Annotated in this window: 19 protein-coding genes; 9 read left to right on the forward strand and 10 right to left on the reverse strand. The window is 52.5% G+C overall.

Translation table 11 applies throughout. From position 1 onward, the window contains the following. Positions 1-19: 19 nt before the first annotated feature. Both NK662_RS08425 and NK662_RS08430 read right to left on the reverse strand, forming a co-directional pair. Positions 20-214: a hypothetical protein gene (locus tag NK662_RS08425; RefSeq protein ID WP_254758468.1), complete on the reverse strand. Its 195-nt coding sequence runs from the start codon at positions 212-214 to the stop codon at positions 20-22. Between the two features lie 31 nt (positions 215-245). Beyond that, positions 246-419 (reverse strand): 2-isopropylmalate synthase, encoded by a 174-nt coding sequence (locus NK662_RS08430; protein ID WP_254758469.1) that lies wholly within the window; start codon positions 417-419, stop codon positions 246-248. Between the two features lie 114 nt (positions 420-533). Here NK662_RS08430 and NK662_RS08435 point away from each other — a divergent pair, with 114 nt between their 5' ends. Next, positions 534-1,910: an FAD-dependent oxidoreductase gene (locus NK662_RS08435; protein ID WP_254758470.1), complete on the forward strand. Its 1,377-nt coding sequence runs from the start codon at positions 534-536 to the stop codon at positions 1,908-1,910. Next, positions 1,907-2,131, forward strand: a complete 225-nt coding sequence (locus NK662_RS08440; RefSeq protein ID WP_254758471.1) for a hypothetical protein — start codon at positions 1,907-1,909, stop codon at positions 2,129-2,131. Before NK662_RS08435 ends, NK662_RS08440 begins: the two co-directional genes overlap by 4 nt. 34 nt (positions 2,132-2,165) lie before the next feature. Here the strand turns inward: NK662_RS08440 and NK662_RS08445 are convergent, their stop codons facing one another. Further along, positions 2,166-2,645: a DinB family protein gene (locus NK662_RS08445; RefSeq protein WP_254758472.1), complete on the reverse strand. Its 480-nt coding sequence runs from the start codon at positions 2,643-2,645 to the stop codon at positions 2,166-2,168. 63 nt (positions 2,646-2,708) lie between these two features. Beyond that, positions 2,709-3,104: a DUF350 domain-containing protein gene (locus NK662_RS08450; RefSeq protein ID WP_254758473.1), complete on the reverse strand. Its 396-nt coding sequence runs from the start codon at positions 3,102-3,104 to the stop codon at positions 2,709-2,711. Positions 3,105-3,877: 773 nt separating this feature from the next. On the opposite strand from NK662_RS08450, the gene NK662_RS08455 reads away from it, so the two are divergent. Together NK662_RS08455 and NK662_RS08460 are read left to right on the forward strand one after the other, a co-directional pair. Continuing rightward, positions 3,878-4,240, forward strand: a complete 363-nt coding sequence (locus NK662_RS08455; RefSeq protein WP_254758474.1) for a P-II family nitrogen regulator — start codon at positions 3,878-3,880, stop codon at positions 4,238-4,240. After that, entirely contained in the window at positions 4,240-5,550 is a 1,311-nt protein-coding gene (locus NK662_RS08460; protein ID WP_254758475.1) for an ammonium transporter, read from the forward strand. The genes NK662_RS08455 and NK662_RS08460 overlap by 1 nt, the downstream gene beginning before the upstream one ends. 43 nt (positions 5,551-5,593) lie before the next feature. On the opposite strand, the gene NK662_RS08465 is transcribed toward NK662_RS08460, so the two are convergent. Then, entirely contained in the window at positions 5,594-7,243 is a 1,650-nt protein-coding gene (locus NK662_RS08465) for a glutamine--tRNA ligase/YqeY domain fusion protein (RefSeq protein WP_254758476.1), read from the reverse strand. A 213-nt stretch (positions 7,244-7,456) separates the two neighbouring features. On the opposite strand from NK662_RS08465, the gene NK662_RS08470 reads away from it, so the two are divergent. Continuing rightward, complete coding sequence (locus tag NK662_RS08470; RefSeq protein ID WP_254758477.1) at positions 7,457-7,639, forward strand: hypothetical protein; 183 nt, start codon at positions 7,457-7,459, stop codon at positions 7,637-7,639. Between the two features lie 44 nt (positions 7,640-7,683). Here NK662_RS08470 and NK662_RS08475 read toward each other — a convergent pair whose 3' ends face one another. Next, complete coding sequence (locus tag NK662_RS08475; RefSeq protein WP_254758478.1) at positions 7,684-8,682, reverse strand: inorganic phosphate transporter; 999 nt, start codon at positions 8,680-8,682, stop codon at positions 7,684-7,686. 622 nt (positions 8,683-9,304) lie between these two features. On the opposite strand from NK662_RS08475, the gene NK662_RS08480 reads away from it, so the two are divergent. Beyond that, positions 9,305-9,712, forward strand: coding sequence for a GtrA family protein (locus NK662_RS08480; protein ID WP_254758479.1), 408 nt, complete (start codon positions 9,305-9,307; stop codon positions 9,710-9,712). A 37-nt stretch (positions 9,713-9,749) separates the two neighbouring features. Here NK662_RS08480 and NK662_RS23560 read toward each other — a convergent pair whose 3' ends face one another. From NK662_RS23560 to NK662_RS08500, 4 genes are all read right to left on the reverse strand, one after another. Further along, a complete protein-coding gene (locus tag NK662_RS23560; protein ID WP_279663973.1) occupies positions 9,750-11,090 on the reverse strand; it encodes an N-acetylmuramoyl-L-alanine amidase in 1,341 nt (446 codons plus the stop codon). 204 nt (positions 11,091-11,294) lie between these two features. Then, positions 11,295-11,462, reverse strand: coding sequence for a hypothetical protein (locus tag NK662_RS08490; RefSeq protein ID WP_254758480.1), 168 nt, complete (start codon positions 11,460-11,462; stop codon positions 11,295-11,297). Between the two features lie 18 nt (positions 11,463-11,480). Further along, complete coding sequence (locus NK662_RS08495) at positions 11,481-11,903, reverse strand: OsmC family protein (protein ID WP_254758481.1); 423 nt, start codon at positions 11,901-11,903, stop codon at positions 11,481-11,483. Positions 11,904-11,958: 55 nt separating this feature from the next. Beyond that, entirely contained in the window at positions 11,959-12,108 is a 150-nt protein-coding gene (locus NK662_RS08500) for a hypothetical protein (protein WP_254758482.1), read from the reverse strand. 188 nt (positions 12,109-12,296) lie between these two features. Here NK662_RS08500 and NK662_RS08505 point away from each other — a divergent pair, with 188 nt between their 5' ends. The 3 genes from NK662_RS08505 (at position 12,297) to NK662_RS08515 (ending at position 14,886) form a co-directional block, all read left to right on the forward strand. Next, positions 12,297-13,820 (forward strand): alpha/beta hydrolase, encoded by a 1,524-nt coding sequence (locus tag NK662_RS08505; protein ID WP_254758483.1) that lies wholly within the window; start codon positions 12,297-12,299, stop codon positions 13,818-13,820. 90 nt (positions 13,821-13,910) lie between these two features. After that, positions 13,911-14,291, forward strand: a complete 381-nt coding sequence (mscL, locus tag NK662_RS08510) for a large conductance mechanosensitive channel protein MscL (protein WP_254758484.1) — start codon at positions 13,911-13,913, stop codon at positions 14,289-14,291. A gap of 91 nt (positions 14,292-14,382) precedes the next feature. Next, on the forward strand, positions 14,383-14,886 hold the full coding sequence (locus NK662_RS08515) for a DinB family protein (RefSeq protein WP_254758485.1): 504 nt from the start codon (positions 14,383-14,385) through the stop codon (positions 14,884-14,886). Positions 14,887-15,065: the final 179 nt, after the last annotated feature.

The following is a 15,065-nucleotide window of genomic DNA, read 5'->3' on the forward strand; positions in this document are numbered from 1 at the left end:
CGAGCCGGTTCCGCTTTTCTTATAGGTTTTCGTTTTGTTGTTTCATTTCGTCTCTGGTTACGACATGGGTTCCGAATTCAAGTTTCTTGTGCTCAGCAACGGAATCTCCCGGATAGATCACGTCTGTATGATAAGGGTCTCTTGTATTGAGTGCAGAGGTAACGCCGACAGAGGGCTGCTTTGGCGCATTTGTCTGAATATCCTGTTTCTTCATCTTATTGTCTCCTTTCAGTGGCCATGCCATTTTACTTCAGAACGAAATATAAGAATAAAACAACGGCGGCCAGAATGACGGCAGCGGACAGGCCGAGCAGGAGCGGCGACCAGCGCATGCCTTCCTCCTTGCGCACATCCTGCCGCGCGCCGGGGGAGATCTCGGCGGCAAACTCTTCCTTTGGCGGTTCGTAATGTTCGTTCAATTCTCTCATTCCTATCGTGGACAGATTTCTTTTCTTAGAGTGGCGCAAAAGCGGGAAATCATTCGTAAGCACCGGTAATTCGGGACATGCTATAGGCTGAGGTGATAGATCTACATGAAAGAGTTTGACACGGTCATTGTCGGTGCAGGATTGGCCGGGCTCACCTGCGGGCTGGAGCTGTCGGGAAAAGGAAAAAAGGTGCTGCTGCTGGAGGCCGAGCCGGTGGTTGGCGGGCGTACCGCCAACTACAGCCTGGGTGGGATGGAAGTGGAGTCCGGCTTTCACCGCTATATCGGTTACTATACGACGATGCCGAAGGTGCTGCGCAAGGCGGGCATCCGGCTGAACGAGATTTTTACATGGGAAGAAAAAATTGAAATTCGCGTCAAGCATGATGACAAGCTTGTGACGCTGGGCCTGGCCCCGTTGTTCGGCCCGCTGAAGCTGATCAGTGGAGTGCTTGGGAATAACAAGCTGCTGTCGCTTCGCGATAAGCTGTCGCTTGTCCCGTTCTTTCTGAACGGCTTTAAGGATTATGCGCTGAAGCCGAAGGAGCTTGATAAAATGAGCATCCGGGAATACGCGGCGAAGTATGGGGTGCGGGAGGATGCGTTTCACAATGTAGTGGTCCCGCTCAGCACCGGCATTTACTTTCTGCCGCCGGAGCGGTATTCCGCCTATGTGTTTTTCGGGCTGCTCGCACCGGGCATCCCCCGTTTGTTCAAGCTGCGCATTGGCGCCTATTTGGGCGGAATGACCGATGTGATGTGCCGGCCGATGGCGGATGTGATTGAGAAACGCTGCGGCACCGTGATGACAAAGCAGAAGGTGGTGAAGCTGCTGCTGAATGAGCAACAGGAGGTCATCGGGGTGGAAACACACAGCGGCGAGAAATTCTACGGCAAGCATGTGGTGGTGGCTACTACGCTCAACTCAGCGAAGCAGCTGCTGAATGTGCCGTTTGGCAAGCACGCTTGGTTTCAGCCGATGCTGAAGCTGCCGATGATGCCGGCTGCGGTGTTTCAGATTGATTTGAAAAAGCCGGCGCTGCGCAAGGATATTACGACCTTTGGCCCAAGAACATCCATGGCAAGCTTCGCCGAGCAATCCCGGACTACCTTTCGGGGACGCCCGGGCCGGCTATCCATCATTCTCGCTGACCCGGAGAAATTCCTGCCGTTGACGCCTGAGGAAACGCTGGAAATTGTACTTAGAGATGCTGAGGCGCTTGGGATGCATATTCGGGAGGATGTACTGGATTATCGGAAAATCGACCACAATTATGATTTTCACTCTCTTGAGCCGGGCTACAACTGGATGCGCCCAGATCAGAACACGCCGGTGAAGGGGCTCGTGCTGGCCGGCGATTATACGATGCAGCCGATTTTCGCCACAATGGAGGGGGCTTGTATTTCCGGTGTCAACGCGGCCAAGATCATTTTAAAGCGCAAAAATCCAATTCGCCGTAAATCGCAGGAGGGATACATATGAAAAAGCGCGAGGAGTTTTCCCATGAAAAAAATCCGCAGCTGGACGGGAAATATGAGGGGCCGATCAACGATCCGATGCCGCAGGGCGGCACAGCAATGGGAGTCCGGATTGATTTGGACCCGACAGAGCCCCGGGAGCCGCGAAACCCGTTTCATACGGTGCCAAAGCCGGATCCCGGTATGCGGGAGCTGCGCGACCGGATGGGCGGGAAAGAGGTATGAGAGGGAGGCTGCCGGGGCAGCCTCTTTTTACAGCTTAAGAAATGCTCTGTCCGGTATGTATGTGCTTTTTCAGATCCAAGATTGCCTGCAGGTGCATGCCTTCGTGGAAGATGGTCCGGATGATCACCTGTTCGATGGTCCGCATGCCCATTTCAGCAGGAGCAAATTTCTCCTTCAGGCGATGGCCGTACCGTTCGCGCAATTGGGCCGGCTGCTGCCGGAGCAGCTCCTTAAGCTCCTGCAGAGACGGTGTTTCAGCAGTAAAGCTTTGCGGGGAGGTGCCGTAGCCAAACCAATCCTGAAATAAGGCTGGAACCGGCACCTCCTCCTTCGTCAAAGCCCGGATCCATAAATACTGGTCCAGATAGATGTGCCCCAAATTCCAGCGGATATTGTTCCGGAATCCAGCCGGAACGACCTCTGCCTGCTCCTCTGTCACCTGTTCCACTGCGCCCAGCAGGTAGCCTCGGTAGCTCTCGAGCTGGGTAAATAACACTTCATGACGTTGCTTCATACTCATTCCTCCTTTTCTCCTGTAATATTCCGTACACGTGTTCTTATTCCCTGCAAAGCTGCTTTAATAGGTGAGACATTCTCCCAATACCCAGCCGACAGACAAGGAAAGAAACAGCAGCATCAGGCCGACAGCCCGATTGTCCTCTTCCACAGCCTTTTGAATGCTGAAGCGGATGGTGACAAGCTCAGCCAAATAAAAAGAGATGATTTGGGCCACAATCCCAATGCCGCCCCAAATCAGCATGTCTGTCAGAGACACAGAATTCGCAATGGCGGAGCCCAGCACGAAAGCGAGGCCGAGCAGCTTGCCGCCAATGGACATGGCAGCCGTTTGGTTTCCCTGGCCGATGAGCCGGAACTCCTTTGTTTTGGTTGTCAGCTCGAAGGCGAGCAGCCCGGCAAACAGCAGCAGCAAGCCGACTCCAGCGTATGATAGAAAGCTTAGAAATAGACTCATAGAACCCCTCTTTTCCTTATGTACTTGCTTCTATTATATATGACAAAATGCAGCTTGTTCAGAAGGGAATTTGTATTCCTGTGAAAATTGGGAATTGTCTCCTTTTTGTCAGATATGGTATGATCGTGTTAAATGTTAACATTAACTAATTTAAGGTTAACAAATGTTGTGTGGAGGAAGCTCATAGGAAAACGAAAATACCCGATGATTGGAAGCTGAGAGTTTCCTCTGCCTGCAGGCAGACTGGGCGATGATTGAGGACCTTGGATTTGAGATTGAGGAGTGCGCGTTATAGGAGGGAGGAAACAAACTGCTACGTTGTGGAAACGGGGCAGTTTGTTTTGGGCTCCTGTGATAACAGGCGAAAAGCGCCTGTTAGCGGTTAGAACCTCCCTTCAGGAAGCCGAGCGAGTCCCTTCCGCTTTTCTTGGTGTCCAGCTGCAGGGACTGGCTTCCGGCCAGGGAGAACCCATCTCCATAAAAGGCAAAAAGCGCCTTTTAGGAGCTGGAACCTCCCTTCAGGAAGCCGAGCGAGTCCCTTCCGCTTTTCTTGGTGTCCAGCTGCAGGGACTGGCTTCCGGCCAGGGAGAACCCATCTCCATAAAAGGCAAAAAGCGCCTTTTAGGAGCTGGAACCTCCCTTCAGGAAGCCAAGCAAGTCCCTTCCGCTTTTCTAAGTAATTGTCAGAAAATTGTTGTTGACGAAATAAAGAATCAAGGTATAATAAGTCACATGATAATGTTAGGAAAGCTAACATGAGGGGGGCGTGCAGGATGCAAAAGGTAGAGGCAATTATTCGGCCGCAGCGGCTGACAGATGCGATTAAGGCATTGAAGGAGATCGGAATCACCGGTTTTACGGTCAACCAGGTTGTGGGACGCGGAAAACAAAGGGACGGCAGAGGGGTATACCGGGGCCATAACTATAATGTGACATTGCATCCGAAAGTAAAGCTTGAGATTGTTGTATCCGATTATAATGTGGAACCGGTCGTACAGGCCATCATTCAAGCCTGCAAAACGGGCGAGGATGGCGATGGGAAGATTTATGTTTGCCCGGTGTATCAGGCTTTTAATATCCGGACCGGTCTTCCGGACACGTCAATCGATGAATTGGCTGACAGGGAGGCAAACTGATGGGCCTCGTGTACTTGAATACGGTTTGGATAGTTGTGGCTGCAGCCATGGTGCTGTTTATGGAGGGCGGCTTCAGCCTGCTGGAGGCAGGGTTGGTTCGGACTAAGAATGCTGTGAACGTTACCATGAAAATTTTTGTGGATTTAACAGTTGGTGTGCTGGCTTTCTGGCTGGTCGGCTATGGCCTGCTGTTTGGCAAGGATTTTGACGGATTTATCGGAACCGCTCTATGGAATGCCCCGGAAACAATCAACATGGGGCTGAAGCTGCCGAATGCGGCATTCGTACTGTTCCAAATGGGCTTCGCGATTGCCTGTGTTTCCATTATTTCCGGAGCTGTGGCGGAGCGCATGAACTTTAAGGCCTATGTTGTGATTGCTGCACTCGTTTGTATGGTGGTCTATCCCGTGTCCGGCCATTGGGTGTGGAATGCAAACGGCTGGCTGGCCAAGCTTGGCATGAAGGATTTTGCCGGTTCAGCGGTCATTCATGCGATGGGCGGCTTTACAGCGTTGGCGATTGCATGGGTGCTTGGCCCGAGACGGGGCCGCTTCAACTCGGACGGCAGCGCCAACGTATTCGCGCCGAGCAATATTCCGTTGGCCTCCTCCGGTGCGTTCATTCTTTGGTTTGGCTGGTTCGGCTTTAATGCCGGCAGTACGCTGGATGCTTCGAATCCGGCTTTGGCGGCAGTGGCCTTGCATACGATGCTGGCGGCGGCGAGCGGTGGAACGGTGACGCTGCTGCTGACGATGTTCAAGTTCGGCAAGGCTGACCCGAGCATGACAATTAACGGTGTGCTGGCCGGGCTCGTTGCCATTACAGCTGGGGCACCCTATGTCGGGTCCAGCAGTGCCATTCTCATTGGGGCGCTGGGCGGCTTCATTGTCGTGTATGCAACGCTATTTGTTGACTTCCTGAAGGTGGACGATCCGGTTGGGGCAGTTGCAGTGCATGGATTCAACGGTGCATTCGGCACACTGGCGGTCGGACTTTGGGATACATCCTCCGGTTTGCTGACAACCGGAAGCATGAAGCTGCTGCTGGTACAAATTCTTGGTATTGTCGTGGTCAGCTGCTGGGGATTCCTGGCCGGTCTTGGGATTGCCAAGGTTGCGGGCCTCACAGTGGGCCTGCGCGCGGCAGCGGCGGAGGAAGAGGAGGGCCTTGATATGGCATACCATGGAATTCCTGCTTACAATGAGCTGGACCGCTTCGCCGATATCCCGCGCAGCATGTATGATTTCGAAGAGTCCACCGGGATTACGGTGGCTCAGCTTACGATGAAAAAGGAAAGCTCTGCATCATAAGAAAAGGCTCCTTGCTTTGCGGCAAGGGGCCTTTTTTGTAAGTTTATAGCTTAAAGGAGCTCTTCAAGGAAACAATCAGGTTGAAGACGAGTCTGTCAGCTGCCGTATGCTTCGGGTCTACGTTAAAGTAGCCGTGGCGGAAGAACTGGAATTTGTCCTGCGCCTTTGCTTCCTTCATGTTCGGCTCTATGAAGCCTTGCACAGCCTGAAGGGAGTTTGGATTCACTTGATCCAGGAAGGTTTGTCCTTCTTCCTTCTCCTGGTCATCCAAAATGAGCGGCTCGTACAGACGGAATTCTGCCGGCACAGCCTGAGTCGCCTCCACCCAGTGGATGGTGCCCTTTACCTTGCGGCCGGTGAAGCCGGTGCCGCTCTTTGTTTCCGGATCGTATGTGCAGCGGAGCTCGATCACATTGCCGTTTTCATCCTTCACGACTTCTTCGCATTTGATGAAGTACGCATGCTTCAGGCGCACCTCATTGCCCGGGAAGAGACGGAAGTATTTTGCCGGAGGGTTCTCCATGAAGTCATCCTGCTCGATGTAAATCTCGCGGGAGAACGGAATTTGGCGCATGCCCATCTCTGGCACTTCCGGGTTGATTTCAGCATCCAGCCATTCCACTTGCCCTTCCGGATAGTTCGTGATGATGACCTTCAGCGGACGAAGGATGCCCATTGTGCGCGGCGCCTTCAGCTTCAAATCCTCGCGTACAAAGTGATCCAGCATTTGGGAGTCCACAACGCTGTTTGCTTTGGCAACGCCAATTTCACGGCAGAAGGTGCGGATGGCTTCCGGCGTGTAGCCGCGGCGGCGCAAACCGGAAATCGTCGGCATACGCGGGTCATCCCAGCCGTCTACAAAGCCTTCGTCCACAAGCTGCTTCAGCTTGCGCTTGCTCATCACCGTATTGGTCATGTTCAGACGTCCGAATTCGATTTGCTGCGGCTTGCTCTCCATTTCACATTGCTCCACAACCCAGTTGTACAGTGGACGCTGATCTTCAAACTCCAGCGTACAGATGGAATGGGTTACGCCTTCAATGGCATCCTCAAGAGGATGGGCAAAAGCATACATCGGATAGATGCACCATTTGTCCCCTGTATTGTGGTGCGTGGCATGGGCAATGCGGTAAATGATAGGATCGCGCAGGTTGATGTTTGGCGATGCCATATCAATTTTTGCGCGCAGCACCTTTTCGCCGTCCTTGAACTCACCATCGCGCATGCGGGTGAACAAGTCCATATTTTCTTCAACGGTCCGGCTGCGGTACGGGCTTTCCTTGCCCGGTGCTGTCAGGGTTCCGCGGTATTCGCGGATTTCTTCGGCAGACAGATCATCTACGTACGCCAATCCCTTTTGAATCAGCAGCACTGCGCGGTTATACATTTCCTCAAAGTAGTCGGAGGCAAAGAACAGGTCGTCCCACTCAAAGCCAAGCCATTTGACGTCCTCCTTAATGGAATTGACGTACTCAATATCTTCTTTCAAGGGATTTGTGTCGTCGAAGCGCAGATTTGTTTTTCCTTTAAACTCGTCGGCAAGCTCGAAGTTCAAGATGATGGATTTGGCATGCCCAATATGTAGATATCCATTTGGCTCCGGCGGGAAACGGGTAATGACATGGTCACGTTTCCCTGTTTCCAGGTCGTCAATGACGATGTTGCGGATAAAGTTGGAAGAGTTATGTTCCACTTGGTTTCAACCTCTTTCATCTAATTATTTTCCTTAATCTTTTATAACATAGGTGGTGGCATTTTGCTACTGCTCTTGCCGTGAACAAGCCGTTTCCAAATAGTAAATCGGGAAATCATCCCAAAATATCCGCCTCCTTCCCAAATCTGGCATGGATGGATGAAGCGGTGCGGGCACCATACTAACACATATAAAAAGAAAGGATGTGAAATCATGAGCCGATTGGAAAAGCAAGTGTCCGGCAAAGCCAAGCTTTCTAACAAGACCGTGAAGTCACGGGTCATGTACTCCCGCCAGAATCGCACAGATTCCGAGTTTGCCCGCGAGATGTCCCGGACCATGCAGCGCGACCAGCTGATCGAACTGACAAAAGCCAATAATGACGAGCATAAGTGAGCAGAGGGCTGGCCTAATGGGCCAGCCCTGTTTTTGGATTGAAGTTAAAGAAATAGGCTCAATAGACCATACAGTACAGCAGCCAGTGCAGCAGAAATGGGCAAGGTGATAACCCAAGTGATGACCATGCGTTGGGCCGTCACCCACTTGACTCCTTTGACCCGGTACGCGGAGCCGACACCGAGAATGGAGGAAGAGATGACGTGCGTAGTGCTGACCGGCAGATGGGCGAAGGTTGCGCCGAAAATGACAAGAGCTGATGTTAAGTCTGCAGCGACACCGTTCACCGGCCGGAGCTTCATAATTTGCCCGCTGATGGTCTTAATGATTTTCCAGCCTCCGACAGAGGTGCCAAGCCCCATGACGGCAGCACAGGAAAGCTGTACCCAGAAGGGCACATCAGCTGAGGTTTGCAAGCCGCCGGCAATCAGGGCCATGGTGATAATCCCCATCGTTTTCTGGCCGTCGTTTGTGCCGTGCGTATAAGCCTGTAAGGCAGCTGTGAAGATTTGATAGATACGGAAGCGCCGGTTTGTCTCCGCCAGCTTATGGTTTTTGAACAATACCTTGAACAACGAGTAGACAAGATAACCGATTGCGAAAGCCAAGATCGGCGACAGCACCAATGCCTCAATGATTTTCAGGAAGCCGCCGTACTGAATGGCATGAAAGCCTTCTGCCGCAATGGCTGCGCCCGCGATAGAGCCGATCAGCGCGTGCGAAGAGCTGCTTGGAATGCCGTAATACCAGGTAATCAGGTTCCAGGTGATGGCAGCCAGCAGGGCGGCGAGCAGCACAATGGACCCGTTTCGCAGCGTGAACGGATCTGCGATGTCCTTTGTGATGGTTTTGGCCACGCCGGTAAAGGTCATAGCCCCGACAAAATTCATGGTGGCCGCGAGGAGAATCGCCAGCCGCGGCTTTAATGCCTTTGTGGAGACAGAGGTTGCGATTGCATTGGCTGTGTCGTGAAAGCCGTTGATGAACTCAAACACCAATGCAAAGGCAATGATGAGCATGGTAAGAATAAAAGCAGTATTCATATGCACCCTTCTTTTTTTATTTCATTTGATTAAATACTCATATTCATAAAATGATTATAGGACTTTTTACAAAGATTGAACACATATATGCTTATTTCTTCACAATATCGCTATGAATTATTGATCCTTAAGCGAAAATTAAGAAATGCTTTCCATAATGGAACAAACTGATACAGCAACATTTCGACGTATTTAGGCAAGAAGGCCCATTCCTCCATGGTGTGAAGGTGTGAATGGCGCCGGCAATGTCTAAAATGTGGATATACACACAAACAAGCACCTCCATGTGTTTCTATGTTGCCCGTGTAAGTATGCAAGCAGCCACGATCACAGAGCTATGAATGTACGCCAACAGGGCAGGGCATTACGATTGGGGCATACCCCTGATCATAGGGGCGTTGTCAGCCACCTCCAATGAAACGCCGCCTGAAGAAAGAAGAATGGTGAGGATCGTTTGCACTTCCAGGGAGTTGGCCGGCAGTGCGCAAGTCTCCCGCTATATGAGTTTCCGAACGGATGAGAGAGGTGATTGCATTGGAATACGTGGCCTGTACAGCCGTTGTGCCAATGTTTGGTGAAGTTGTGAAAAATGAGCAGCCGGCCGCCGGGGGGTGCAGAGAACATGTCCAGCAAACAATCTAGCATGAAACAGGCAGTGCGGTTTGGGCTGGTCGGCGGGCTGAATACAGCGGTGGACTTTGTCATATTCTTCCTGCTGTATCGTCATTTACATGTGTACGCAACTGTTGCGCAGGTCCTGTCTTACAGTGCCGGAGCGGCCAACAGCTACGTCTGGAATAAGTACTTTACCTTTGGCGCCAAGCAGAAGGCAACAAAGCGGGAGGTATTCTCGTTCCTGGCGGTCAATCTTCTGTCGCTCGGTGTCACGGTACTGCTGCTGGACGGGCTGCGGGAGCAGTGGGGATGGCCGGCGTTGGCTGCGAAGGCGGCCGCCACCATTGTGGGAATCGGCATGAATTTTATTGGATCAAAGCTATGGGTATTCCGACAGCAGGCCCTGTCGGAATGATAGAATGCCCCGGCTCCTGAAGAGCCGGGGCATTCTTTTAAGCTTTGCGGACGGTCATCCACCAGCCATAGCGGCTTTTTACCCAAGCAGCCTTGCTTTGTGCATAGGCTTGTCCGATGAAAGTGGTGGTCGTTACAATGCGGTATACGTTCGGCTGTCCGGTAGATTCATAGGTTGCTTGCCAGCCCGTATCCTTTTTCAGTCTTGCCAGAGCGCTTTCGACTGCGGCTTTGCCGACAAAGCCGCCCGTAACAACACGGTATCTCGCTTCATTCACGTCATATGTCTTTTGGACAGCAGTTTGGAAGCTGCTCCAGCTGCCGCGGCCCAGAATGATATGCGGGCAATCCTTGCCGGACCAGTTTTGATGCGGCACCACCCGGGACAGCGGGATGTTGTATTCGCGCATGAGGTATGCAATGAGCTTGCGCGCATTTTCTTCCGCCTTGGCATAATTGCCATCGGCATTTTCTGCAATTTCGATCCCGATGGAGCCGCGGTTGCCTGCGCCCTCATCATCGCCGGCATGCCAGCCGGATTCATTCAGCGGCAAATGCTGGATGACCTGCTTGTCATCTACAGTGAAATGCCAGGATGCCCAGCGGTCCGGAGCGCCTTTTGCCTGATTCATCAAATAGTTTGCATGCATCAGCGCATTGGCGCCAACCGCTGCGTTGGCCGTATTATGGATTGTGATGTACTTTGGCTTCATGGTAAGGCCCGGGCGCACCCGTTCATTGCCGAGCGGCACAATCATTTTCTTGTACGTCACGCCGCGGATGGCATCCGCAGTAAAGGAGGCTGTCACGCCTTCGTACTTCGCCTTCAATGTTGTCACCCAGCCCTTTTGGCCCGCTGCGGTCTGGATATAAAACCAGTCGCCCGCCTGCTTCAGCACCGTCACGCTTTGCGGCGCAAGCTTGGCAGTTGTTTGATAGGCGGCAAACGGATTTGTGTGCAGGTATACATCCTCCTGCAAAGTGAGCTTGTCATTCTTCGTATCAATGTCGCGAAGCTCTACTGCAGCATCATCGTAATACACCCAACGCTGGCTTCCATCACTTATTGTAACGAGGAACCAGTCACCATGGCGTTTGGAGGAGCTGAGCATCTGCGGGGCGATGCTCCCGTCTTTTGTGCCGTTCGGCGTTTTGTACAAGGAAACAATGTTCTTGTTGTAAAGCAGATAGGCGCCGTTTTTCTCAAAGTTGGCGTACACACTTTTGGTGATCGCACCAGGAATGGCGGATCCGATTTGATCCTTGCCCCCATCAGGCACGATGGTTACAGAAGCTGCGGATCCGTTATACGGAACAGCAGCAAAGCTGCCAACGGCAATTGCTGTAGATAGTAGGATGTTCTGTGCTGTTTTTTTCATGTCTTTTTTGCAGCCTGCAAGCTGCAATCTCTTCCCCCTTGCTTTTCTCTATATGGCTGTTGCCTGAGGGGCAACTGTGACTACCTTATATATCGTAAAATAACATATAGAAAAATACAAACATATTTTACGCGGGTTTACCAGTTGGAATATGTGCACATGCGGAAACAGCGAGAGCTCCCCCATATCCGGAGGAGCCCCTCATCATAGGCCGTGCTCGCGTCCCTCTAAGCCGGGAGCGCTGTCAATGCCGCCGCGGGCATTATCCTTTGCGTTGTCGTAAGCCCGCTGCCGCTGGCCTTGCTTGCTGCCCAAGTAGACGGTTTTATGCTGCTCCTGCAGCTTATGGAATTTCTCAAAATCCTCATTCATGACAAAAGCCTCCCTTTGTTACAGTTCTGTTCCAGGCTGCCCGTTGATGCTGTAGGTTACAGTCATCCGGGCATGTAAGGAGTGGGATACGGAGCAATATTTGTCCTTGGACAAGGTGATGGCCCGCACCACTTTATCCTCCGGCAAATCTCCCTCCAACGCATAATGAATATGGATATCGGTAAAGCGCTTCGGATGGTCCTCAGCGCGTTTTCCCTCCACTTCCATATGAAACGCGGCCGGGTTCAGGCGCATTTTTTGCAAAATGGAGATGATATCAATGCCGGTGCAGCCGGCAACAGCGCTCAGCAGCAGCTCCGTCGGCCGCGGGCCGCTGTTTTGGCCGCCGACCTCTTCTGCTGCGTCCATGCGCATTTCATGGCCGGACGGCCCGGTGCCGGAGAAGGACATGTGCCCATTCCAGGAGACGCTTGTCTTCATAGTATGCTCCTCCTTTTATAGCGGAAAAAAGCCCGGGAGCTTCCGGGACCTCTGCCTACTTCTTATGCTTTGGCGGAAACATTTCACTGTTTGTGCGGGTGTTCGGCACAATTGTGGCATTATTGTCCACAATATGCGGCCCCTTGTCGCGAATGCCATTGGCATGCTGCTTTTGAATTGTATGCGGATCTTGATTGTTGCCCATGTGTATCACCTCCATGACTATAGTATTTGTTGCTTTTCTGCAATTTTATTTGGAAGATATTGTGTGATTGGAGGTTATTTGGTAATATTTGTATACAACTAATCCAGTAATCTCTTTTATATAAAGGAGAAATCCATGCAAGAGCTGCTGTAATTTGAAAGCGTATACAAAAAGGGGGATTTATAAGGATGAAACGAAAATGGCTGGCGCTGACCGCTGCTTCTGCACTCATGCTGCCGATTGCGGCGCCGAATGTGCTGCATACAAGCGCGTATGCAGCTGTGCAGTCTGTCATTCCCGGGGCACAGGACGTGACCGTAACGAAATTTGATGGGACAAATGGAAGCTGGCTGACAACAAAGAATCCGGCTCAGTGGCAGGCAGCCGGCGGAAGCATTGGGCTGGCGCCTTACAATTGGGGCAGCCAAGCTGCCGGCACAGGCTGGTACAAAATGTACAAGCCGGCTGCAGTGACCGGCACACAAATCAAGGGAGCGTTTGGTGACGCCCGCTTTGTCCTCCGGATTCCGGACAATTGGAACGGCAAGCTTGTTGTAGCCGGCACACCGGGTACGCGTGATGAATTCTCCACAGATCTCCTGTTCAGCGATTTTGTGCTGGCGAAAGGCTATGCATTTGCGGCAAGCGACAAGGGAACAGCCGGGGAGGCGGATGCTTCCGACCCGCTGGCAAAAGCGAAGAATCCGCTCATTGCGGCTGATGACAGCATGGCCGAATGGCACCAGCGTTTCCGGGAGCTGACAAAGGCGGCGCAGGCTTACCTTGTGCAGCATTACCCGGAGCAGCTCATTTCCAGGCATGACAAGCAAAACCCGGCCAGCAAGCTGATTACAAAGGACCACCAGGTGCCGACGTACGCAATCGGAATTTCCAACGGCGGCTATGTTGTGCGCTATGCCCTGGAGCATGACGGCAAGCGGAAGACAGGTGAACCGGCCTTGTTTGACGGCGGCGTGGACTGGGAAGGCGTGCTCTGGCGGGCGAAGGATCCGAACCTGATCACGTCCTTGACGCAGGTTGTCAACAATGCGGGACAAGCCATTTACGGAACCGGTGCAGCCAAAGAGGAGGCAGTGAAGGCTATGCATGCCGCGGGTTTGCCGGAGGGCTCGGAAAAGCTGTGGGCTTACCATGACCAAATCTATTGGTTCCTGACATTGAATATGTATCGCGATGAGATTGACCCGAATGCGCCGGGCAGAATCGATTGGCACAATTATTTTAATCTCATAGGCGGATTGCGTGACCGCACGTATGATGGCATTTTCAAGGATTACAACTATATGCTGCGTCCGGGCAGCGTGAAGAACAATGTGCGGGCCATTGAAAATACTGGTGATCTGCAGGCGCCGCTCATCAGCATCGCGGGCACCTATGACTCGCTTATTTTCCCAAGCGTCCATGCGGACCGGTACAGTGAGCTTGTAAAGAACAACGGCAGCGCCAGCCTGCACCGGATGTATAAGATTGAGAAGGGCAACCATGTGGACAGCCTTGTGTGGAACAGCGCCACGGACCAGGAGAAGCAGCTGCAGCCTCTCCTGCCATATGCGCACCAGTCCTTTGATTTGCTGGTGGATTGGGTGGAGAATAAGCAGAAGGCGCCGGCAAGCCATACCGTGGCTGCGCCGAAGGTCAACACAAATGTGGTCAACCTGAAGACAGGCGAAGAGCACGAGCCGGCAGAATAGCCTGCAGCACAATATATCGTTATAACACATAGTCTTTTCTTGCATGTTTCCTTCTCTTATAATGGGGAAAACAATAGGGGGCATGTACAGATGTGGAACGATTTTAAAAAATTTGCGTTAAAAGGAAATGTTCTGGACCTGGCTGTTGGTGTTGTGATTGGCGCTGCATTCGGCAAAATTGTGACGTCGCTTGTGCAGGACGTCATCATGCCGCTTGTCGGCATGCTGCTTGGCGGCGTCAATTTCAGCGGCCTGAAGCTCACCTTTGGCAGTGCTGTCATTAAGTACGGCAGCTTTCTGCAGTCGGTCGTGGACTTTTTCATCATTGCCTTCTCGATCTTCCTGTTCATCCGCCTCATCAGCAGGCTGAAGAAAAAGGAAGAGGTGAAGCAGGAGGCAGCCAAGCCAACGCAGGAGCAGCTGCTGGCGGAAATCCGCGATTTGCTGAAGGCGGCGGCGAAGGAGCATTAAGCACAGGGACGGGAGAGAATCCCGTCTTTTTTAATGGAAGGATTTTGAAGCTGGCATACAGAATTGGTTTGGGGAACAGGGGGGATATCATTTGTTTCAAACGGTGAAGGGCTTTTTACGGGTTTGGGAGTATGAAACAGCTGTTACCGGGCGGCTGCTTGCGCAGCTGACAGACGGGGCGCTCAGGCAGCCGATGGCGCCGGGCCAGTGGGATTTGGGAGGAGTCGCCTGGCATCTCGTAACGGCAGTGCAGGCGATGACAGCCTGCACTGCGCTCCGCTTTGCAGCGCCGGAGCATGGCAAACCGGTGCCGGAGTCAGCCCGGCTCATAGTCGGCCAGTATAACCAGATGGCAACGTCCTTTGCTGAGGCGCTGCGCGTACAGTGGCAGGATGAGGACCTGCTTCGGGTCATTGACTTTTTCGGGCAACAGATGCGCATTGGCAATCTGCTGTTCTTCTTGCTGCAGCACCAGACGCATCACCGCGGACAGCTGACGGTGCTGATGCGGCAGGCAGGGCTTCCGGTGCCTGGGGTGTATGGCCCATCGAAGGAAGAGTGGGCAGCGCGGGGCATGCAGGATCCAAACCTGTAGGAGGGAAAGAGGAGGATTCAAAGGGGGGAACGCACCTTTGGGTCTTCTTTTTTGGGGCTGTAAGCTTTGCCCCGGAGACCAGAAGGGATAAAGCTACGGGGCGGAACTGCACTTTTCTATAATTCATCATTTTATATTGATATTCATGTAAAAGAAATACTAATCTTTTAGCGGCATGA

Origin of the sequence: Ectobacillus ponti, from assembly GCF_024294785.1 — a bacterium.
GTDB lineage: Bacteria > Bacillota > Bacilli > Bacillales > Bacillaceae_G > Ectobacillus > Ectobacillus ponti.

What these genes read in the sequence shown, in the direction of transcription:
- NK662_RS08425 (WP_254758468.1), bottom strand. Translation starts at nt 214, where the DNA reads ATGAAGAAACAGGATATTCAGACAAATGCGCCAAAGCAGCCCTCTGTC.
- NK662_RS08435 (WP_254758470.1), top strand. Translation starts at nt 534, where the DNA reads ATGAAAGAGTTTGACACGGTCATTGTCGGTGCAGGATTGGCCGGGCTC.
- NK662_RS08440 (WP_254758471.1), top strand. Translation starts at nt 1,907, where the DNA reads ATGAAAAAGCGCGAGGAGTTTTCCCATGAAAAAAATCCGCAGCTGGAC.
- NK662_RS08445 (WP_254758472.1), bottom strand. Translation starts at nt 2,645, where the DNA reads ATGAAGCAACGTCATGAAGTGTTATTTACCCAGCTCGAGAGCTACCGA.
- NK662_RS08450 (WP_254758473.1), bottom strand. Translation starts at nt 3,104, where the DNA reads ATGAGTCTATTTCTAAGCTTTCTATCATACGCTGGAGTCGGCTTGCTG.
- NK662_RS08455 (WP_254758474.1), top strand. Translation starts at nt 3,878, where the DNA reads ATGCAAAAGGTAGAGGCAATTATTCGGCCGCAGCGGCTGACAGATGCG.
- NK662_RS08460 (WP_254758475.1), top strand. Translation starts at nt 4,240, where the DNA reads ATGGGCCTCGTGTACTTGAATACGGTTTGGATAGTTGTGGCTGCAGCC.
- NK662_RS08470 (WP_254758477.1), top strand. Translation starts at nt 7,457, where the DNA reads ATGAGCCGATTGGAAAAGCAAGTGTCCGGCAAAGCCAAGCTTTCTAAC.
- NK662_RS08475 (WP_254758478.1), bottom strand. Translation starts at nt 8,682, where the DNA reads ATGAATACTGCTTTTATTCTTACCATGCTCATCATTGCCTTTGCATTG.
- NK662_RS08480 (WP_254758479.1), top strand. Translation starts at nt 9,305, where the DNA reads ATGTCCAGCAAACAATCTAGCATGAAACAGGCAGTGCGGTTTGGGCTG.
- NK662_RS23560 (WP_279663973.1), bottom strand. Translation starts at nt 11,090, where the DNA reads ATGAAAAAAACAGCACAGAACATCCTACTATCTACAGCAATTGCCGTT.
- NK662_RS08490 (WP_254758480.1), bottom strand. Translation starts at nt 11,462, where the DNA reads ATGAATGAGGATTTTGAGAAATTCCATAAGCTGCAGGAGCAGCATAAA.
- NK662_RS08495 (WP_254758481.1), bottom strand. Translation starts at nt 11,903, where the DNA reads ATGAAGACAAGCGTCTCCTGGAATGGGCACATGTCCTTCTCCGGCACC.
- NK662_RS08500 (WP_254758482.1), bottom strand. Translation starts at nt 12,108, where the DNA reads ATGGGCAACAATCAAGATCCGCATACAATTCAAAAGCAGCATGCCAAT.
- NK662_RS08505 (WP_254758483.1), top strand. Translation starts at nt 12,297, where the DNA reads ATGAAACGAAAATGGCTGGCGCTGACCGCTGCTTCTGCACTCATGCTG.
- mscL (WP_254758484.1), top strand. Translation starts at nt 13,911, where the DNA reads ATGTGGAACGATTTTAAAAAATTTGCGTTAAAAGGAAATGTTCTGGAC.